Source organism: Streptomyces sp. NPDC008317, from assembly GCF_042955955.1.
In the GTDB taxonomy this organism is placed as follows: Bacteria; Actinomycetota; Actinomycetes; order Streptomycetales; family Streptomycetaceae; genus Actinacidiphila.
Genome location: NZ_JBIBFQ010000003.1, coordinates 834,237 through 854,029, shown reverse-complemented (window position 1 = coordinate 854,029; position 19,793 = coordinate 834,237). Strand labels below are relative to the sequence as shown.

The window sequence follows — 19,793 nt, the reverse complement described above, 5'->3', positions numbered from 1 at the left end:
GGCGAGTAGCCTGCACAGACCACTTCGTACCCTGGACCCCGATGCCGACCTCACCCGCCACTCCCCGCCGCAGCCTCGGGCTCGGCGCCGCCGCCGAGGCGGAACCGACGCCTGCCGTGACAGCGGAGCCGCCTGCCGCGGTGGCGGAACAGGCCGTGGAAGAGGCGGTGGAAGAGACCGGGCCCGCCGAGCCCGCGGCGCCGGTCGAGGCCGTTGAGGCCGTTGAGGCGGAGCCGGCTCCGGCTCCGGCCGGAGGGGACCGTTTCACCGTACGGCTGGCGAATTTCGAGGGGCCGTTCGACCTGCTGCTCGGGCTGATCTCCAAGCACAAGATGGACGTCACGGAGGTGGCGCTGTCGAAGGTCACCAACGAGTTCATGACGTACATCCACGCCATGGGCCCGGACTGGGACCTCGACCAGACCACCGAGTTCCTGGTGGTCGCGGCCACCCTGCTGGACCTGAAGGCGGCCCGGCTGCTGCCGTCCGCCGAGGTCGAGGACGAGGCGGACCTCGCGCTGCTGGAAGCACGGGACCTGCTCTTCGCCCGGCTGCTCCAGTACCGGGCGTACAAGCGGATCGCGGCGATCTTCGCCGAGCGGCTGGACCACGAGGCGCTGCGCTACCCCCGTACCGTCGGCCTCGAACCGCAGCACGCGGAGTTGCTGCCCGAGGTCGTCCTCAGCATCGGCCCCGAGCGCTTCGCGCAGCTCGCGGTGAAGGCGATGCTGCCCAAGCCCAAGCCGCAGGTGTACGTCGACCACATCCACGCGCCGCTGGTGAGCGTCCGGGAGCAGGGCGAGCGGGTGATCGCACTGCTGCGGGAGCTCGGCGTGGCCAGTTTCGGGCAGTTGACCGAGGACGCGCCGGACACGCTGACGGTCGTGGCGCGCTTCCTCGCGCTTCTCGAGCTGTACCGGGAGAAGGCGGTCGCGCTGGACCAGGAGGAGGCCCTGGGGCTGCTCCAGGTCCGCTGGACGGGCGGGGAACAGGACACGGCGGCGCCGCTGGTGACCGACGAGTTCGACCAGGAGGCGGCGGCTCCGGCGCGCAAGCCGGAACCGCGGCGGGAGCCGGAACCGGTGCCGGTGCCGGTGCCGGAGTCAGTGCCGGTGCGTGAGCCGCAGCACGAGCAGGGAGAGGCCGAGGAATGACGGACGTGTCGGATATCACCGGGGCCCTTGCCGCGGCCGGCGCGGCAGGCGATACGGCGGCGCCCTCGGGCCTGCTCGCCGCCGCGACCGCCGAGCTGGAGCTGAAGCCCGCCCTGGAGGCCGTGCTGATGGTCGTCGACGAACCGGCCACCGAGGAGCACCTGGCCAAGGTCCTGGAACGGCCGCGGCGGGCCGTCGGCAGGGCGCTGCGCGAGCTGTCCGACGACTACACCCGCGAGGGACGCGGCTTCGACCTGCGGCTGGTCGCCGGTGGCTGGCGCTTCTACACCCGGCCCGCCTTCGCGCCCGCCGTGGAGAAGTTCGTCCTCGACGGGCAGCACGCCCGGCTCACGCAGGCCGCGCTGGAGACGCTGGCGGTGGTCGCGTACCGGCAGCCGGTCAGCCGTTCGCGCGTCTCGGCGGTCCGCGGAGTCAACTGCGACGGCGTCATGCGCACCCTCCTCCAGCGGGGGCTGGTCGAGGAAGGTGGGACGGAACCCGAGACAGGTGCGATCCTGTACAGGACGACGAACTACTTCCTGGAACGTATGGGCCTGCGCAGCCTCGACGAGCTGCCCGAGCTAGCACCGTTCCTGCCGGAGGCGGAAGCGATCGAGGCGGAGTCCCAGGAGGGGCTTCCGTCGTTCGATCCGGACGCGCCGGACGACACCTCGACAACGGACACTTGATGCGAAGCAGCGACAGGAACAGCGGCGGCAACCGGAACCCGCGGGGCGGCGGAGGCGACAGGCCCCGTGACGCCGACCGGCGTGGCGGTGCCGACCGGCGCGGCGACGGCCGCTCGGGCGACGGGCGCTCGGGGGACGCGCGCCGCGGTGAGGGCCAGAGCCAGCGGCCCAAGGGCACGCCGCGTCCCGAGGAGCGCCGCTACGACGTGGGCAGCACCGGCCAGTCCGGTGCGAACAAGCCCGGCGGCATGCCGCGTACCAAGCCCGGCAGCAACAAGCCGACCGGCAACCGCGGCCGCAAGCCAGTGCCGGCCCGGCCGCGCGAGCTGGACGCGCAGATCGAGGAGCGCAACCGGGAGCGGCACAGCAAGCCGCAGATCAAGACGCCCAAGACCTTCCCCGGCGCCGAGCAGGAGGGCGAGCGCCTGCAAAAGGTGCTCGCGCGGGCCGGAATGGGTTCGCGCCGGGCGTGCGAGGAGCTGATCGAACAGCACCGCGTCGAGGTCAACGGGCGGATCGTCACCGAGCAGGGCCTGCGGGTCGACGTGGACCACGACGAGGTGAAGGTCGACGGGCTGACCGTCGCCACCCAGTCGTATCTCTTCTTCGCGCTCAACAAGCCGGCCGGTGTCGTCTCCACCATGGAGGACCCCGACGGCCGCCAGTGCCTCGGCGACTACGTCACCAACCGCGAGACCCGGCTCTTCCACGTCGGTCGGCTCGACACCGAGACCGAGGGCCTGATCCTGCTCACCAACCACGGCGAGCTGGCCCACCGGCTGACCCACCCGCGCTACGGCGTGCAGAAGACCTATCTCGCCGCGATCCAGGGGCCGCTCCCGCGCGACCTCGGCAAGCAGCTCAAGAGCGGTATCGAGCTGGAGGACGGCTGGGCCCGCGCGGACCACTTCCGCGTGGTCCAGAACACCGGCAAGAACTACCTCGTCGAGGTCACCCTGCACGAGGGCCGCAAGCACATCGTCCGCCGCATGCTCTCCGAAGCGGGCTTCCCCGTCGACAAACTGGTCCGCACCAGCTTCGGCCCCATCCCCCTCGGCGACCAGAAGTCCGGCTGGCTCCGCCGCCTGACCAACACCGAGGTCGGCATGCTGATGCACGAGGTCGAGCTCTAACCCCCACCGCCGGACGCCCCCGGCCCCGCCGGACCGCCGGGCCTGGAAGTGCGGACCCGCGCGGGCGTCCGTCCAGATGGACGGGCGCCTTCGCGCGGGTGAGCTACGCGGGCTTGGGGGGGAGTGGGAATGTGGCTGAGGTGCGGCGGACGCGGGTGAGGAAGGCTTCTATGCGGGGGCGGTCGGGGTCGGGGGGGAGGGGGGAGCGGGCGGCGGCGGTGTCGGTCTCTTCGTGGAGCGTGCGCATCCAGGCGCGGACCTCGTCCCAGCTCAGTTCGCCGCGCTTGACGGACAGCAGGCGCTCGCGCTGGTCGCCGACGTCGATGGTGAGGCGGCCGGTGCGCAGCAGGTCGCGGCAGGACATCAGGAGCCGCAGCAGGTGCATGGCGTGCTTCCAGCGCGGCTGGCCGTGGGTGCGGATGTCCGCTTCGAGGCGGCCGAGCTGCTGGGCGGCGTAGCCGCGGAAGGTGGCGTCGGCGCGGCGGGAGAGGAACGCGTCGCGCAGGTCGAGGAGTTCGAGCCCGGTCGGGTCGGCGTACTCCACCAGCGGTGAGTGCAGGCATTCGAGCAGATTGGGGTTGGCGCGCAGCGCGAGCGAGCAGAATCGCTCCAGCTCCCAGGAGAACTGTTCGTGCCGCGGTCCGGTGACATGCGTCGGCGGCTTGTCGAAACGCCAGAACAATTCGGTGGGCGCCACGTACACACCCCGCCGGTCGGTGTCACTGCCGTCGGTGGCCAGACCGAAGGCGCGCGAGCCCATGACGCAGGCATAGACCGTGTGGTCCCGGACAAGGTCGTGCCCCAGCGGATCGCGCATGAGGGCGATTATCGCCATGAAGTCCGACCAAGCGCCGGAGTTTCCACTGCTTCGTGCGGTGATTACGTTGCGGACGGTGAGGGCGGGGCCCACGGTACCGCTGCGGCGGGGGAGATCCCGAGGGCCGTAGCGGGACTACGACCAGGCCGTCAGCCCGAGCGGACGGCCGTACGGATCCCGTACGACCTCCAGCATGCCGGTCACCGCGGGCCGGTCGATGGGGCCGTAGACGTGCGGGAAGGCCGTGCCCTCCGGAACGCCGGGCGGCGGCGCCGGATCGGCCGCCTCCCAGCGGACCTCGGCGCGCAGCGCGGCCTCCTCGATCAGCAGCACCATCAGCGGCCCCGCCACCTCCCGGTAGAAGGCGTCGGCCACCGCGAGGGTCACGGCCTCGTCGGGCGAGCAGTGCACAAAACCCTCCTCGTCCAGGGAGGCGGGGGCGTACGGGCGCTCGGGCGCGTGCAGCCAGTCGTCCAGCGGCACCAAGTGGAAGAGCATGGGGAAGTTCTACCTGGTCCGGGCGGGTGAGGCGGTGGCAAGTGGCGGCGGAGACGGGTTTGCGGGACATTGTCCGTGTTCGGTGCCGGGCGACGTGACGCGCGCCGACGGCCCGACTCCTGAAAGGGACGAGACCATGGCGGGAAACGACCTCGGAAGCCTTCTCGGCACTCTGCTCAGCGGCGCGAAGGGCGGCTCCTCCGCCGGCGGCGCGGGCGGCCTCCTCGGTTCGCTGCTGGGCCAGCTCGGCGGCAAGGGCGCGGCCGGTGGCACCGGCGCCGCCGCGGCCAACGGCGCATCGGGCAACCCCCTCGAAGGGCTGCTGGGCATGCTCAACAAGTCCGGCCTCGGCGAGCAGGCCAGGTCGTGGGTGGGCCAGGGCGACAACAAGCCCGTCACCGGCGACCAGATCGCCCAGGCGCTTCCCGACGACGCCCTCCAGAAGGCGGCGCAGGACGCGGGCGTCTCCCCGCGGGAGGCCGCCGACCACCTCGCGGGCAGCCTCCCCGAGGCGGTGGACAAGCTGACGCCCGAGGGCGAGGTCCCGCAGGGGGAGTCCCTCCAGGACGTCATCAGCAGGCAGCTCGGCAAGCTCGGCGGCCTCGGCAAGTAATGTCCCCGCCCCCGTGGCGGTCCGGCTCGCGTACCCGGCCGTCACGGGGGCCTTGCCTGTACGCCCGCGCCGCGCGTACGCCCGCGGCGCCCGTACGTCCGCGGCGCCCGTACGCCCGCGCCGCCCGTACGTCCGTGGCGCCCGTACGCCCGCGGCGCGCGTCTCGCAGTGCGGGCGTCCGTCTCGCGCCCCGCCCCCGGTGACTACCCTGGTCGGCAGGTACGTGAGCAGCCGAGGGAGCAGTGACGTGGCGGTACGAACGGTCCGCGGGAGCGGCCGACCCGAGCGGGACGCCTCCGGGAGCGTCGCCCAGTGAGGACCGCCCTGGTCGTCGGCAGCGGCCTGATGGGCACCTCCGCCGCCCTCGCGCTCACCGCGCGCGGTGTGGACGTCCACCTCACCGACCACGACCCGGGCACCGCGCGCACCGCGGCCTCGCTCGGCGCGGGCACCACGGGGGAGCCCGAGGGCCCGGTCGACCTCGTGATCGTCGCCGTGCCGCCCGCCCACGTCGCGGCCACCCTCGCCGACGCGCTGACCCGCGGCCTCGGCCGCGGCTACCTCGACATCGCCAGCGTCAAGGGCGGCCCGCGCCGCGACCTGGAGGCGCTGGGCTGCGACCTCACCCACTACATCGGCACCCACCCCATGGCGGGCCGCGAGCGCTCCGGGCCGCTGGCCGCGACCGCCGACCTCTTCGAGGGCCGCCCCTGGGTGCTCACCCCGACCCCGGCCACCGACACCGAGGTGCTCAACCTCGCCCTCGAACTGGTCGCGCTGTGCCGCGCCGTCCCCGTCGTCATGGACGCCGACGCCCACGACCGGGCCGTCGCCCTGGTCTCGCACACCCCGCAGCTCGTCTCCAGCATGGTCGCGGCCCGCCTGGAGCACGCTGAGGACACCGCCGTACGCCTGTGCGGCCAGGGCATCCTCGACGTCACGCGGATCGCGGGCTCCGAGCCCGGCATGTGGATGGACATCCTGGCCGCCAACCCCGGACCGGTCGCCGACGTCCTCGCCGACGTCGCCGTCGACCTGACCGAGACGGTCGCGGCGCTGCGCGCCCTCCAGTCCGCCGACGAGGACAAGCGGCGCGGCGGCGCGGCGGGCATCGAGGACATCCTGCGGCGCGGCAACGCGGGCCGCGCCAAGGTCCCCGGCAAGCACGGCACGGCGCCCAAGGCGTACGAGATCGTGGCCGTCCTCATCGGCGACCAGCCGGGCGAGCTGGCCCGCCTCTTCGCCGACGCGGGCGCGGCGGGCGTCAACATCGAGGACGTCCGCATCGAACACTCCACCGGACAGCAGGCCGGTCTGGTGCACCTCATGGTCGAGCCGCGCACCGCGCCCGCCCTGACCGTGGCACTGCGCGAACGCGGCTGGTCGATCCGGCAGTAGACGTACGGCGCGGGCCGGGCGGTGGCGCGGGCCGGGCGGTGGCACGGTCGGGGCGCGGCCGGGCTCCGGCGGTACGGATCGGACGCGTGCCGGACGGGCCAGCCGCAGGACCGTACGCGGGCACAGGGCGCACATGGCTCACCCGGCACACCCGGGCGCGAGCGTGACGGGCACCCGGCCCGGCACCCCGGCCCCGCCCCCGCCCCCGTGCCCGTCCCGGCAGGGAAAACCCGTGGCGTTCCGGCGCGCGGGCGGCCGGTAACCTTGGGGGAATGGCATCCGGCCCCTCGGCCGGCCCGCCCGCCCCCCGCTCCGCGCACGAGGAAGGCCACCCGCTGTGGAAAATCCGGTGATCGTCGCCATCGACGGCCCTTCCGGTACCGGCAAGTCCAGCACGTCCAGGGCGGTCGCGGCGAAGCTGGGGCTGAGCTACCTCGACACCGGGGCGCAGTACCGCGCGATCACCTGGTGGATGCTGAGCAACGGCATCGACGTCAACGACCCGGTGGCCGTCGCCGACTGCGCGGGCAAGCCCGCCATCGTCGCGGGCCACGACCCGGCGGCCCCCGGCATCACCGTGGACGGCGTGGACGCCTCGGGCCCGATCCGCACCCAGGAGGTCACCGCCGCGGTCAGCGCCGTCAGCGCGGTCCCCGAGGTACGGGCCAGGATGGTCGAGTTGCAGCGCGCCGCCGCCACCGCGTCCCCCGGCGGCATCGTGGTCGAGGGCCGGGACATCGGCACGACCGTCTTCCCTGACGCCACCGTCAAGATCTTCCTCACCGCGTCCGCCGAGGCCCGCGCCGCCCGCCGCAGCGGTGAGCTGAACGGCGCGCTGAGCGTCGCGGACACCCGGGCCGCGCTCATCAAGCGGGACGCGGCCGACTCGGGCCGCAAGACCTCCCCGCTGGCCAAGGCCGCCGACGCGGTCGAGGTCGACACCACCGACCTCACCCTCGACCAGGTCATCGAGTGCATCGTCACTCTGGTCGAGGAGAAGCGGGCGCCCAGGTGACCGCAGAGCAGGGCACGGCGCCGGGACCGCGCGGAGCGGCCGTCGGACGCCGGATCGGCATCGTCTTGATGAACGGCCTGTGGCGGCCCCGGGTGCTCGGCGCCTGGCGGGTACCGGCGCACGGCCCGGTCATCCTGGCGGGCAACCACTCGCACAACATCGACGGCCCGATGCTGATCGGCATCTCGCCGCGCCCGCTGCACTTCCTGGTGAAGAAGGAAGCCTTCGTCGGGCCGCTCGACCCGTTCCTGCGCTCCATCGGGCAGCTCAAGGTCGACCGCGAGACCGCCGACCGTACGGCGATAACCGCCGCGCTCGGCGTCCTGGAGCGCGGCGGGATGCTCGGCATCTTCCCCGAGGGCACCCGGGGCGACGGCGACTTCGCCGAGCTGCGCTCGGGTCTGGCGTACTTCGCGGTGCGCTCCGGCGCGCCCGTCGTGCCGGTCGCCGTCCTCGGCAGCACCGCCAAGGGCCGGGCGGTCCCGGCGCTGCCGCCGCTGCGCTCGCGGATCGACGTCGTCTTCGGGGAGCCCTTCGAGGCGGGCGACGGCAGCGGGCGCCGCACCCGCAGCGCGATGGACGCCGCCACGCTGCGCATCCAGGAGCGGCTCACCGCCCACCTGGCGCACGCCAAGCAAGCCACTGGCCGCTGACCGCGCAGACGGAAAACGCGCAGGCCGAACCGCACCGGCTGCACCACACTGGTTACCGCAGCCGCCACAGTTGATCGACGGAGATACCTCATGGACCACGCAGACGAGCAGACCGAGCACGGCGGGACCGGCGCGCTCGGCGACGCCGAATACGCCGAGTTCATGGAGCTTGCCGCCGAGGAGGGCTTCGACCTCGAAGAGGTGGCCGACGACCTGGCCGAGGCCGGGCACGGCCCGCTGCCGGTGCTCGCCGTGGTCGGCCGTCCCAACGTCGGCAAGTCGACACTGGTCAACCGGATCATCGGCCGCCGCGAGGCGGTCGTGGAGGACAAGCCGGGCGTCACCCGCGACCGCGTCACGTACGAGGCGAACTGGAACGGCCGCCGCTTCAAGATCGTGGACACCGGCGGCTGGGAGCAGGACGTCCTCGGCATCGACGCCTCCGTGGCGGCGCAGGCCGAGTTCGCCATCGAGGCGTCCGACGCGGTGGTCTTCGTCGTGGACTCCACCGTCGGCGCCACCGACACCGACGCGGCGGTCGTACGGCTGCTGCGCCGCGCGGGCAAGCCGGTCGTGCTGGCCGCCAACAAGGTCGACGGACCGTCCGGCGAGGCCGACGCGGCCGCGCTGTGGAACCTCGGCCTCGGCGAGCCCTACCCGGTCTCCTCGCTGCACGGCCGCGGCACCGGCGATCTGCTCGACGCCATCATCGGGGTGCTGCCCGAGGCGCCCGCGCTGACCTTCGGCGATGTCGTCGGCGGCCCGCGCAGGATCGCGCTCATCGGCCGCCCGAACGTCGGCAAGTCGTCCCTGCTGAACAAGGTGGCCAACGAGGACCGGGTGGTCGTCAACGAGGTCGCGGGCACCACCCGCGACCCGGTGGACGAGCTGATCCAGCTCGGCGGTGTCACCTGGAAGTTCATCGACACCGCGGGCATCCGCCGCCGCGTCCACCTCACCGAGGGCGCGGACTACTACGCCTCGCTGCGTACGGCGGCGGCGCTGGAGAAGGCCGAGGTCGCGGTCATCCTGGTGGACGCCAGTGAGACGCTGGCCGAGCAGGACACCCGGATCATCACCATGGCCGTCGAGGCGGGCCGCGCGGTCGTGATCGCGTACAACAAGTGGGACCTGCTGGACGAGGAGCGGCGCTACTACCTGGAGCGCGAGATCGAGAAGGACCTCGTGCAGGTGCAATGGGCGCCGCGGGTCAACGTCTCGGCGCGCACCGGGCGGCACATGGAGCGGCTGGTCCCGGCGATCGAGACGGCCATCGCGGGCTGGGAGACCCGGGTGCCGACCGGCCGCCTCAACGCGTTCCTGGGCGAGCTGGTCGCCGCGCACCCGCACCCGATCCGCGGCGGAAAGCAGCCCCGCATCCTGTTCGGGACGCAGGCGGGCATCAAGCCGCCGCGGTTCGTGCTGTTCGCCTCGGGCTTCCTGGAGGCGGGCTACCGGCGCTTCATCGAGCGTCGGCTGCGCGAGGAGTTCGGCTTCGCCGGTACGCCGATCCAGGTGTCGGTCCGGGTCCGCGAGAAGCGCGGGCGCAAGAAGTAGCGGCGCGCACGGGCCCCCGCGAGCCGGGGGCTCCCGGGGTCAGAGCCCGGGCATCCGATTGTCGGGACGGCCCGGCGGCAGCGCCGCCGGGCCGTTGCCGCGGTGTCTGCCGGGGGCGTACGCCGGCTGCTCCGCGTGCCAGGTGGTGAAGCCGTTGAACTGCAACGCCTCCTCGCCGGTCCGGTCGCCGGGCAGCGTGCGGAAGAGCCGCTGGTACTCCGAGTAGAGCGCGTCGTAGATGGGTGTTTCTGTGGCACCGCCCCCGGTCGCGTCCAGCGCGCTGCGCATGGACGGGATGTAGCGCTGGAAAGGGGCCCGGGAGGAGGTGTCAAAGGTGTGCACGTATGTGCCAACGAGCCGGTGTTGTCCGGGATGCGGGCCAGTCGGTTGAATTGCAGATCTTTGACCCGGGCGGCAGTGGGCGCGCGGAAGGGGCGCGCACGGTGTCCCGTACACGCCCCTCGTTTCCGGTGAGACGGGTGGCTCAGGTCCCCGACAGCGGCATCGTCGCGGCCACCAGCAGGCCCCGCGAGCACGCCCTGGCCAGGGCGTCCCGCATCAGGTCCTCGCGCGGCTGACGGCCGATGGAACCGGCCGGGGCGGCGTAGACGTACACCTCGTTGGTCCGGTTGACGGCGTTCCGCCAGCCGTCGCTGACCTGGAGCGGCTGGTGGGCCTGCCACCACGCGGTGCCGGGGGTGCCGCCCGCGCCGGGCTGGAGCACGGCGTGCAGCCGCCCGGTGGCCAGCAGCACCGACCAGCCCGACAGCGGCGACGGCGGCACCTCCAGGTCGAGCTGCGGCATGAAGCCCTGCTCGATCAGGAGCGGCAGGAAGTCGTCGCCCGCGCCGGTGGCGCCGACCCGTGCGACCGGCCCGGTGGGCTCGATCACGAGCGCCGGGCGCAGCGTCTCCTCGACGATGATCAGACCGCAGGTGATGCCGAGCACCGCCTGCCGGGGCGCGGTCTCCACGGGCGGCGCGTCGGCCTGGCCGCCGATCGAGGGCCCCGCCGCCGTCTCGGGGCCGCCGATGCTGCGGACGGCGCCCTGCAACTGCTCCTCGGTGACCGGGACGACCTGCGAGGGGATGCAGGCGGCGTGCGCGAAGGCGAGGACCGCCGTCTCGTCGCCCACGAAGAGCACGGTGCTGGTCCGCTCCTGTCCGGTGTCCCCGGGGGTGCGACAGGACGTGCAGTCGTACGTGCCAGGAGCGTTGGCGCCGTTGAGGAGCCGCTGGGTCTCCTCGTCGCCGATCTCGGCTCGTACCTCGTCACTCACGTCGAGCATGGGCGGCACGGGAGTCTCCTTGAAGTGCGGTGGTGCGGTCACGAATCCGGCCGGAACGCCGGACCTGTCCCGGCGCATAGTGACAACGGATGATCTGTGGTGGGAGTCACGCTTTGCGGGGGGATGTATTCCGTTACCGGTCGCCGAGGGTGAGATTCCCGGCGAATCGCTCACGCAGCGTCGAACGGCCGTGTGGGTGACGAAAGTTGGGCCTGTGAGGCTACTCACGGAGCGCGCCGTTTAGATCCTCATTTACGACGATACGTACGCGCCAATCACCCGTAAACCTCGTCTTCTTACCGCCGGTAACCCTCAACTGGCCTGCGGCGGACGGCAATTGTTTGGTGCGAGGGGGTGCGGCTGCCTAGATTCGCCCGCCGTGTGCAAATCGCACCGCCCGGGTTCGGACGGGCGCCGCATCCGTGGGGGAGCGGCGCCCGTCGTGACGCAGCAAGGGGGACACCCGGGTCCGTGGAGAGGGAATCCATGGTCTTGAACTGCAAGTACCGGCACACCGCGCTCCTGACCGGCGTCGCCGCACTGGCGCCGCTGGGCGTGCTGGCCGCCGCGGGAGAGGCGTCGGCGGCCGACAACGGGGTGTGGGACCGTATCGCGCAGTGCGAGAGCGGCGGGAACTGGCACATCAACACCCACAACGGCTACTACGGCGGTCTCCAGTTCGCCCCCGGCACCTGGCGGTCCTACGGCGGCACCGCGTACGCGCCGACCGCGGACCTCGCCAGCCGCGAGCAGCAGATCGCCATAGCGACAAAGCTCCAGCGCGCCAGCGGCTGGGGCGCCTGGCCCGTCTGCTCGCGCCGCGCGGGAGCCTACGGGGACGCGCCGTCCGCGGGCACGCCGTCCGCGGGCACGCCGTCCGCGAAGTCGACGGGCAAGTCCCTCGACAAGCCCGTCAGGAAGACCGTCAAGCCCGCCGCCGAGCCGAAGAAGCGGGAGCCGGCGAAGGTCGTACGGCGGACCATGCCGCGCTACGAGTCGGCCGCCGAGGGCCGGGCCGACCGCAACGCGACACGCACCGCCCTGATCGCCGTCGTGCGCGGCCCGGCGGAGCGGGGTCAGGGCCCGGTCGTTCCGGCGTGGTGGCCGCACTGGTGACGGACCGTCCGCCGGAGGGGCGGTTCGGGCGCCCGCCCGGCCGGGGCGCCTCGGGACCGCGCTCGTTCGGTGCCGGAGCGTCGTAAGGCCGCCGTAAACCGGACCCGCCGCGTTCCCCCGTGTGCCCCATCCCGTTGTGGTCCGACCGGGTGGGGTACGCGCGACGTACGGACGCGATGCCCCCGATCCGGGGTGCGGCCGTGCTTAGCGTGGCCCGATGAGCGATCAGTCGTCTTATCGTCATATCGTCTCCCCGCGTGCCTCGGTGCGCGTCGCCGTGGCCGTCGCACGCGCCGCCGCCACGCTGGCCGCGCTCGGTGCGGCCGTGCTGCTGCCGGTGGCCGCCGCGCCACCCGCGACGGCCGCCCAGGGCGCGCCGGCCGTCCCACCGCCCGTGGAGCGGCCGGGACAGCCGCAGCAGCCCGAGCGGTCCGGCGGGTCCCCGCAGTCGGTGCCGTCGGTACAGGCGGCCATCGCCTTCCAGGCCGCGCGGGCCGCCGCCGGGTCCCCGACCGTCTGGGACCGGATCGCCATGTGCGAGAGCAGCGGGAACTGGCACATCAACACCGGCAACAGCTACTACGGCGGACTCCAGTTCTGGCAGCCCACCTGGGAGCTGTTCGGCGGTCGCGCCTATGCCCGGCGCGCCGACCTCGCCACCCCCGCCGAGCAGATCTCGGTCGCGGAGGAAGTGCTGAAGGTGCAGGGCTGGAACGCCTGGCCGGTCTGCGCACGGCGCAACGGCTTCACCGGCCACCGCCACATCGTGCACACCGTCAAGAGCGGCGAGACCTTGTCGGCCATTGCCCGTTCCTATGGAACCCAAGGGGGCTGGCAGTACCTCTACCAGCTCAACAAGGACCTCATCGGCCCCGACCCCGACCGGCTGATCGCGGGAACCGTCCTCACCGTCAACTGACGCGGCGGCCCACCCGAGTCAACCCCGTTCACCCGTCCGTGGCGCGTCCGGCAAAGGGACGCGCCACGGTTGCTACGGTCGGTCGCGCGGGCCGACCGACCCGCGTCCAGCGGGGGAACAGGAACACGGGCACGCCCATGCGCATCACCTTCCTGATACACACCACGTACGGCATCGGCGGCACCATTCGCACGGTGCGCAATCTGGCGGCGCGGCTGGCCGACGAACACGAGGTCGAGATCGTCTCGGTCTTCCGCGACCGCGACCGGCCCGAGTTCACGTACGACCCCCGGATCCGGCTGAGATATCTGGTCGACATCCGCAAAGGCGCCCAGGACGGCGTCCTCGACGACCCGCGCCACCAGCGGCCGTCGGCGATCTTCCCGTCCACCGACCGGCGGCACGCCCTCTACAGCCCGATCACCGACGAACGCATCGGCGCGTGCCTGGCGGAACTCGACACCGACGTGGTGGTCGGCACCCGGCCGGGCCTCAACGTGCACCTCGCCCGCCAGGCGCCGCGCGGCCTCGTCCGGGTCGCCCAGGAACACCTGACGCTCGACACGCACTCCACGCGGCTCGTGCTGACCCTGCGCCGCCACTACCCGGGTCTGGACGCCGTCACCACCACCACGGAGGCCGACGCGGCCGTCTACCGCCGCCGTATGCCGGGCGTCCGGGTCGCCGCCGTCCCCAACAGCGTGCCGCCCACCGGCGCCGCACCCTCCGACTGCACCGCGCCCGTCGTGGTCGCCGCCGGACGGCTCGCCCCCGCCAAGCGCTACGACGACCTGATCCGCGCCTTCGCCGTCGTCCGCGACCGCCGCCCCGACTGGACGCTGCGGCTGTACGGCTCGGGCCGCGAGCGCGCGAAGCTCGACGCGCTCGTCACCGAACTGGGCGTGCGCGACAACGTGAAGCTGATGGGCGCGGTCTCGCCGATCGAACCGGAGCTGGCCAAGGCGTCGGTGCTCGCCGTCACCTCGACCCTGGAGTCCTTCGGCATGACGCTGGTGGAGGGCATGTGCGCGGGGCTTCCCGTGGTCTCCACCGACTGCCCGCTCGGGCCGCGGGAGATCGTCGACGACGGCGTGAACGGTCTGCTGGTGCCGCCGCGCGACATCGACGCGATCGCCGGCGCGCTGCTGTCGCTCATCGAGGACGACGAGCGCCGCCGGGAGATGGGCCGCGCCGCGCTGGCCTCCTCGGCGCACTACGACCCCTCGGTCATCGCCCGGCGCCATGTGGACCTCTTCCAGCGGCTGCTGGACGACCGGGCGCGCGGCGGCGCCCGGTCGCGCGCCGCGGTCCGCGCGTCGGTCGGGCGGACGATGGGCGCCCTGCTGTCCGCGGGGGACATGACGGGGGCCGCGGTCAGGAAGGCCGGACGCCGAAGGCAACACATCGTCAGTTAAAGACGACCGTCTACCCAATTCCTATCTCTTCATGCTCATGGACCCGCGAGTAACCGGAGGCATTGCGAAGATGCTGTGCGGGAGTTGTGTGGACAGGTAATTCAGTGACCTGCGGGTATTCACGGGGACGGAGCGAACCGTAGGGCACGATCTGTGACAGAAACGTGATGATCAAGGTCGTTCCGGCTCGGGGACGCCTACCGTGAAGGTATGCCTCACAACCCTCAGACCCCACAGGATCCGCGGCCCCCACGGAGCCCGGCCGACGACCCCGACGCCTACACCGGCCTCGACGCGCGGGAGGCCGAGCGCCTGGCCGAGCAGCGGGGCTGGCAGACGGTGCGCAGCCTGCCGCCCGGCGCGATCGTGACCATGGAGTACGTCGTCGGGCGGCTGAACTTCACCGTGGAAGGGGGCCGCGTCCAGCGCTGCTGGGTCGGCTGACGGGCCGAGCCGCCCGGCTCAGCCCGCGATGCCCCGGCCGCGCACCTGCTGGTGCGCGAGCGGGGTCGTGGGCCTGGCCGGGCGCTCGACGGGCGGACGGCGGCTGCCGACCGGGGTGAGCGGTGTGCGTTCGTTGCGTCCGGTGGGCGGCCTGCCGGGCGCGTGCGGGGCGGCGGCGACCGGAGTGGTCGTGGTGGCCGTGACCGCCGCGGTGGCGCCCCGGGCGACCGCGCCGACCGTCGCGCGGCTCGGCGCGTGCTCCTCCTGCTCCGCGTCCGGGTCCTGGTCCTGCGCGGAGGCCGGGGAACGCTGGGCGACCAGCACCGGGCTCACGGCCTCCGGGCGGAGGACCGCTTCGGCGGAACCGGTGCGCATCCGGGCCCAGGCGTAGGCCAGGAAGTCCTCGGCCCGTGCCATCGCGGGCTCGAACCACGGCAGCGCCAGCAGGATCAGCAGACCGGCCGCCCAGCCGAGCAGCACGTCGCTCACCCAGTGCGTACCGAGGTAGACCGTCGTGGCGCCCACGCCGAGCGCGAGCAGCGCGCTCACCACGGACCCCAGCCTGCGGGCGCGCGGAGTCGTGGCCAGATACGCCAGAACGCCCCAGGTCACGACCGCGTTGGCGGTGTGACCCGAGGGAAATATATCGCCGCCGGCGAACATCTCGGCGGAGCCGACGGTCGTCGCGTAGTGCGGACCGAGCCGCCCGAGACCGTATTTCACGGCTCCCACGGTGATGTTCAGCAACAGCAGTGAGGTGCCGAGGACCAGCAGCGGGTGCAGCGTGCGGTGGCGCCACGCGCGCCACCCCAGCCACGCGAGCACCATCACCGCGGTGGGACCTCGTTGGCCGAGGACGACGAAATAATCCAGGAACGCGTGGATTTGCGGCCATTGTTTGTAAGGACGCCAGAGCATGACCTGCCAGTCCAGCGTCACCAGTTTGGAAGTGGTGAGGACGCCCACGACGATCGCCACGTAGACCGCCAGCGTCGAACCGAACAGCCACACGCGTGTTCGGCTCATCCGCGGCAGGTCGCGGGTGGTCGGGCGCTCCGCCGTACGGAGGCGCTTCTCATCGGTTCGCACTCAATCGACGTTACAGCGTGTGACGGCATAGTTCGGCCGTACGAGCTGCTTTGTAATGACGATGTGATGTGGAGTGCGTCTCAGGGAGCCCTTTGGCGGCCGGTGATTCGGGCGGAATGCGGGAGTGGCTGGAGTTTATGTTCGGGTGTTGATACTCACAGGGTCGGCAAGGTGCGGCCTTCTTATTTATTGCTTATTTCCCTCACCTTTCTCCGCAGTTTCCCCGTCCATACCCGGGCCGACGTGATCGAACGGGGCCGCGCACGGGCGGCGCCGGGGCGCGCGACGGGTGTCCGAGGGGGTCCCGCGGGGGCGGTGACCGGGTGTTGTGAGCCCGTGACCAGCGAGTGGTCTCGCGTACGCTGACGACTCACTCGTTCGTGGAGGTATGCGTATGACGAGGCCGGTCAGCAGGTGGACCATTCTGTTCGTCCTCTGCGTCAGCCTGCTGATCGTCGCTCTCGACGCGACGGTGCTGCACGTGGCCGTCCCCGCCCTCACCGAGGATCTGCGGCCCGGCGCCCAGGACCTGCTGTGGATCGTGGACGCCTATCCGCTGATCGCCGCCTCTCTGCTGATCCTTTTCGGGACACTCGGCGACCGCATCGGCCGCCGCAAGGTCCTGCTGATCGGCTACGCCCTCTTCGGCGTGGCCTCCGCGCTCGCCGCCTTCGCGCCGACACCCCACGTACTGATCGCCGCCCGCGCGCTGCTCGGCGCCGGCGGCGCGATGATCATGCCTGCCACTTTGTCGATACTTCGACAGGTCTTCCCCGACCGCCGCGAGCGCGCGACGGCGATCGGCGTGTGGAGCGCGGTCGCCGCGGTGGGCGCCGCCGTCGGCCCGGTGCTCGGCGGCTTCCTCGTCGAGCACTTCTGGTGGGGCTCGGTCTTCCTGATCAACATCCCGCTGATGGCCGTGATGCTGCCGCTCGGCCGGATACTCCTGCCGGAGTCCCGGGGCAGCACCGACGGCCCGTGGGACGTGCTCGGCGCGGTCACCGCCGCCCTCGGCGTCCTCGGCGTGGTCCTCGGCATGAAGCGGCTCGGCGGCGGCGCGAGCCCGCTGGACGCCGCGGCCTTCATCCCGCTGCTGGCCGGAGTGGGCCTGCTGGTCTGGTTCATACGCCGCCAGCGCCGCCGCGAGCACCCGCTGATCGACGTCCGGATGTTCTCCCAGCCCGCCTTCTCCACCTCGGTCGGCTGCATCGTGCTCGCCATGCTCGCCCTGGTCGGCCTGGAACTGATCGCGGTGCAGTACCTGCAACTGGTCCTCGGCCTCAGCCCGCTCCAGACCGGACTGCGCCTGCTGCCGCTCACCTTCGCCGCCATGGCCGCGGGACTCACCGGCTCCCGCATGCTGCGCGGCTTCGGTCCACGCCGCATGGTCTGCGGCGGATTCGTGCTCACCGCCGTCGCCGTACTCGCGCTGACCGCCATGGGCCAGAGCGACCGGCCGGTCCTGCTCACCACCGCCTTCGTCCTGCTCGGCTTCGGCCTGGAGGCCACCCTCTTCGGCGCCTACGAGTCCATGCTCAGCGAATCCCCCGCGCACCAGGCGGGCGGCGCGGCGGCGATCGGCGAGACCTCGTACCAACTGGGCGCCGGGATGGGCATCGCGCTGCTCGGCAGTGTGATGAACGCCGCCTATGCGCCGGGCGTCGCCCGCACCCCGGGAGTGAGCGCCGCCGACAGCACCGCCGCGGGCCACTCGCTCGGTGAGGCGTACGACGTCGCCGACCGGCTCGGCGGCGGCTCGGGCGCGGCGCTGCGGCACGCGGCCCGGCACTCCTTCGTCACCGGGCTGCACATGACCCTGCTGGTGAGCGCGGGGCTGCTGCTCACCGGGGCGCTGGCCGCGCTGCGGCTGCCACGCGTCATGGAATGCGGCGCGGACAAGGGGCAGGCCACCTGCGATCTGGTGCTCCCGGCCCGCCAGGAGCCCGCGGCGGCCGTACGGTCCGGCGCGCCGGGGGAGTGAGCGGCGTCCGGCCCCCGGCGGCCGGGCCACGGGGTGCGCGAAGGTCCCGGCCCCCGGCGGCCGGGCCACGGGGTGCGCGAAGGTCCCGGCCCCCGGCGGCCGGGCCACGGGGTGCGCGAAGGTCCCGGCGCGCGGCTCCCACCCGCTGCCTTTGGCCATGAGATCGGGCTCCCGCCGGCCGGGACATCCGGCTCCCGACGCTCCCGGCGCGCGGCGGGCCGAGCGGTCTGGACGCACGGCAGACTGAAACGTAACGTCGGCGCCGAGCCGTAGGTTACCGCCGCTAGTTTCCGTGTCCTTCTGTGCCGGAGGTCCCCCGTCATGCCCGGAGCCGCAACCCCGCCCTTCGACCCGTACGACCCGCTGGGCCTCGACGACCTGCTGACGCCCGAGGACCGCGCGGTCCGCGACACCGTACGGAAATGGGCCGCCGACCGCGTCCTGCCGCATGTCGCCGACTGGTACGAGCGCGGCGAACTGCCCGTCATCAGGGAACTCGCCCGTGAGCTGGGCGCGATCGGCGCCCTCGGCATGCCGCTGACCGGCTACGGCTGCGCGGGCGCGAGCGCCGTCCAGTACGGCCTGGCCTGTCTGGAGCTGGAGGCCGCCGACTCCGGCATCCGCTCGCTGGTCTCGGTCCAGGGCTCGCTCGCGATGTACGCCGTCCACCGCTACGGCTCCGAGGAACAAAAGCAGCGCTGGCTCCCGTCGATGGCCGCGGGCGAGGTGATCGGCTGCTTCGGCCTCACCGAACCCGACCACGGCTCCGACCCGGCCGCCATGACCACCCACGCCAGGCGGGACGGCTCCGACTGGGTGCTCAGCGGCCGCAAGATGTGGATCACCAACGGCTCGGTGGCCGGTGTCGCCGTCGTCTGGGCCCAGACGACGGACGCGCCCGGCGGCATCCGCGGCTTCGTCGTCCCCACCGACACCCCCGGCTTCTCCGCGCCGGAGATCCACCACAAGTGGAGCCTGCGCGCCTCGGTCACCAGCGAACTCGTCATGGACGACGTCCGGTTGCCCGCCGACGCCGTGCTCCCCGAGGTCACCGGTCTGCGCGGACCGCTGAGCTGCCTCAGCCACGCGCGCTACGGAATCGTGTGGGGCGCGATGGGCGCCGCGCGCAGCAGCTTCGAGGCCGCGCTGTCGTACGCGACGACGCGCGAGCAGTTCGGCAGGCCGATCGGCGGCTTCCAGCTCACCCAGGCCAAACTCGCCGACATGGCGGTCGAACTGCACAAGGGCATCCTGCTCGCCCACCACCTGGGACAGCGGATGGACGCCGGACGGCTGCGGCCGGAACAGGTGAGCTTCGGCAAGCTCAACAACGTCCGCGAGGCGATCGAGATCTGCCGCACCGCCCGGACGATCCTGGGCGCCAACGGGATCTCACTGGAGTACCCGGTGATGCGGCACGCCACCAACCTGGAGTCCGTGCTCACCTATGAGGGCACGGTCGAGATGCACCAGCTCGTCCTGGGCAAGGCGCTCACCGGACTCGACGCCTTCCGCGGATGACGCGGTGCGGCCGTACCGGCCCGGTGAGCGCCCTGCCCGGTCCTGATCGGGGGTTGTCCCCGGGGAGACAACCCCCGGCCCCCGGCAGGGGCGGGACCGGCGGGCGGGTGAGGGAGCGGCGGCCAGAGTGTCGGTTCTGGTCGAACCAGAGTGTCAGTTCTGGTTGAAGTGGTACGCGATCCGGCGAAAGCGGCCCCCACCTGCGGCTTAGTCATCGGTGGGGGCGCGGGCGCGTCTACTGGGCCGTCTGTGGGCCGTCCGGTGTCCTCCGAGCCTTCCGGGGTGCCCGGTACACCGCATCCACCGCCTTGCGCGTACGGCCCTCACTGCTCGGCATGAGGTGCGTGTACGTCCGCAGCGTGAAGCCAGGATCGGAGTGACCGAGGTAGGCGCTCGGATCGTCTTGCCGTTGGCATCGGTCTCGGTCTTGTACCAGCGGTCTTGGATATGGCCTGCCATGGTGGGCGACTCCTGTAGACGTGGCTGCGGCCGG

19 protein-coding genes and 1 pseudogene are annotated in these 19,793 nt (G+C 72.5%); 14 read left to right on the top strand and 6 right to left on the bottom strand.

The features are described from left to right. Positions 1–41 precede the first annotated feature (41 nt). Genes ACFY9V_RS13335 through ACFY9V_RS13325 form a run of 3 tightly spaced genes read left to right on the top strand, consistent with a single transcriptional unit; the run spans position 42 to position 2,976 of the window. On the top strand, positions 42–1,154 hold the full coding sequence (locus tag ACFY9V_RS13335; protein ID WP_391161354.1) for a segregation/condensation protein A: 1,113 nt from the start codon (positions 42–44) through the stop codon (positions 1,152–1,154). After that, positions 1,151–1,843, top strand: coding sequence for an SMC-Scp complex subunit ScpB (gene scpB, locus ACFY9V_RS13330; protein ID WP_391161353.1), 693 nt, complete (start codon positions 1,151–1,153; stop codon positions 1,841–1,843). Before ACFY9V_RS13335 ends, scpB begins: the two co-directional genes overlap by 4 nt. After that, entirely contained in the window at positions 1,843–2,976 is a 1,134-nt protein-coding gene (locus tag ACFY9V_RS13325; protein WP_188285806.1) for a pseudouridine synthase, read from the top strand. The genes scpB and ACFY9V_RS13325 overlap by 1 nt, the downstream gene beginning before the upstream one ends. A 103-nt stretch (positions 2,977–3,079) precedes the next feature. Here ACFY9V_RS13325 and ACFY9V_RS13320 read toward each other — a convergent pair whose 3' ends face one another. Both ACFY9V_RS13320 and ACFY9V_RS13315 read right to left on the bottom strand, forming a co-directional pair. Then, entirely contained in the window at positions 3,080–3,793 is a 714-nt protein-coding gene (locus ACFY9V_RS13320) for a DNA polymerase beta superfamily protein (RefSeq protein ID WP_391048599.1), read from the bottom strand. A 135-nt stretch (positions 3,794–3,928) separates the two neighbouring features. Then, the gene (locus tag ACFY9V_RS13315) at positions 3,929–4,291 is read right to left on the bottom strand and encodes a DUF952 domain-containing protein (protein WP_355333500.1); all 363 of its coding nucleotides are present in this window, start codon (positions 4,289–4,291) and stop codon (positions 3,929–3,931) included. Positions 4,292–4,427: 136 nt separating this feature from the next. Here ACFY9V_RS13315 and ACFY9V_RS13310 point away from each other — a divergent pair, with 136 nt between their 5' ends. From ACFY9V_RS13310 to der, 5 genes are all read left to right on the top strand, one after another. After that, positions 4,428–4,904 (top strand): YidB family protein, encoded by a 477-nt coding sequence (locus tag ACFY9V_RS13310; protein ID WP_391161352.1) that lies wholly within the window; start codon positions 4,428–4,430, stop codon positions 4,902–4,904. 312 nt (positions 4,905–5,216) lie between these two features. After that, positions 5,217–6,302, top strand: coding sequence for a prephenate dehydrogenase (locus ACFY9V_RS13305; RefSeq protein ID WP_355333494.1), 1,086 nt, complete (start codon positions 5,217–5,219; stop codon positions 6,300–6,302). A gap of 337 nt (positions 6,303–6,639) precedes the next feature. After that, positions 6,640–7,317 (top strand): (d)CMP kinase, encoded by a 678-nt coding sequence (gene cmk / locus ACFY9V_RS13300; protein ID WP_355333492.1) that lies wholly within the window; start codon positions 6,640–6,642, stop codon positions 7,315–7,317. Continuing rightward, the gene (locus tag ACFY9V_RS13295) at positions 7,275–7,970 is read left to right on the top strand and encodes a 1-acyl-sn-glycerol-3-phosphate acyltransferase (protein ID WP_391048590.1); all 696 of its coding nucleotides are present in this window, start codon (positions 7,275–7,277) and stop codon (positions 7,968–7,970) included. Before cmk ends, ACFY9V_RS13295 begins: the two co-directional genes overlap by 43 nt. A 90-nt stretch (positions 7,971–8,060) precedes the next feature. Next, entirely contained in the window at positions 8,061–9,527 is a 1,467-nt protein-coding gene (gene der, locus ACFY9V_RS13290; RefSeq protein ID WP_355333489.1) for a ribosome biogenesis GTPase Der, read from the top strand. Between the two features lie 39 nt (positions 9,528–9,566). Here der and ACFY9V_RS13285 read toward each other — a convergent pair whose 3' ends face one another. After that, the gene (locus ACFY9V_RS13285; RefSeq protein ID WP_355333486.1) at positions 9,567–9,815 is read right to left on the bottom strand and encodes a hypothetical protein; all 249 of its coding nucleotides are present in this window, start codon (positions 9,813–9,815) and stop codon (positions 9,567–9,569) included. Between the two features lie 196 nt (positions 9,816–10,011). Continuing rightward, positions 10,012–10,824: a hypothetical protein gene (locus ACFY9V_RS13280; protein WP_355333484.1), complete on the bottom strand. Its 813-nt coding sequence runs from the start codon at positions 10,822–10,824 to the stop codon at positions 10,012–10,014. 477 nt (positions 10,825–11,301) lie between these two features. Here ACFY9V_RS13280 and ACFY9V_RS13275 point away from each other — a divergent pair, with 477 nt between their 5' ends. The 4 genes from ACFY9V_RS13275 (at position 11,302) to ACFY9V_RS13260 (ending at position 14,709) form a co-directional block, all read left to right on the top strand. After that, complete coding sequence (locus ACFY9V_RS13275) at positions 11,302–11,931, top strand: transglycosylase family protein (protein WP_391161351.1); 630 nt, start codon at positions 11,302–11,304, stop codon at positions 11,929–11,931. A gap of 217 nt (positions 11,932–12,148) precedes the next feature. Then, positions 12,149–12,850, top strand: coding sequence for a transglycosylase family protein (locus ACFY9V_RS13270; protein WP_355333479.1), 702 nt, complete (start codon positions 12,149–12,151; stop codon positions 12,848–12,850). A 137-nt stretch (positions 12,851–12,987) separates the two neighbouring features. Next, positions 12,988–14,265, top strand: a complete 1,278-nt coding sequence (locus ACFY9V_RS13265; protein WP_355333476.1) for a glycosyltransferase family 4 protein — start codon at positions 12,988–12,990, stop codon at positions 14,263–14,265. Between the two features lie 210 nt (positions 14,266–14,475). Continuing rightward, entirely contained in the window at positions 14,476–14,709 is a 234-nt protein-coding gene (locus ACFY9V_RS13260) for an I78 family peptidase inhibitor (RefSeq protein WP_188285797.1), read from the top strand. Between the two features lie 18 nt (positions 14,710–14,727). Here the strand turns inward: ACFY9V_RS13260 and ACFY9V_RS13255 are convergent, their stop codons facing one another. Beyond that, positions 14,728–15,798 (bottom strand): phosphatase PAP2 family protein, encoded by a 1,071-nt coding sequence (locus tag ACFY9V_RS13255; protein WP_355333473.1) that lies wholly within the window; start codon positions 15,796–15,798, stop codon positions 14,728–14,730. Positions 15,799–16,186: 388 nt separating this feature from the next. Here ACFY9V_RS13255 and ACFY9V_RS13250 point away from each other — a divergent pair, with 388 nt between their 5' ends. Further along, positions 16,187–17,779, top strand: coding sequence for an MFS transporter (locus ACFY9V_RS13250; protein WP_391161350.1), 1,593 nt, complete (start codon positions 16,187–16,189; stop codon positions 17,777–17,779). Between the two features lie 321 nt (positions 17,780–18,100). Next, the gene (locus ACFY9V_RS13245; protein ID WP_188283771.1) at positions 18,101–19,300 is read left to right on the top strand and encodes an acyl-CoA dehydrogenase family protein; all 1,200 of its coding nucleotides are present in this window, start codon (positions 18,101–18,103) and stop codon (positions 19,298–19,300) included. 235 nt (positions 19,301–19,535) lie between these two features. On the opposite strand, the pseudogene ACFY9V_RS13240 reads toward ACFY9V_RS13245, so the two are convergent. Further along, positions 19,536–19,694 (bottom strand): annotated as a pseudogene (locus tag ACFY9V_RS13240) (integrase); the annotation flags it as partial. Between the last annotated feature and the right edge of the window lie 99 nt (positions 19,695–19,793).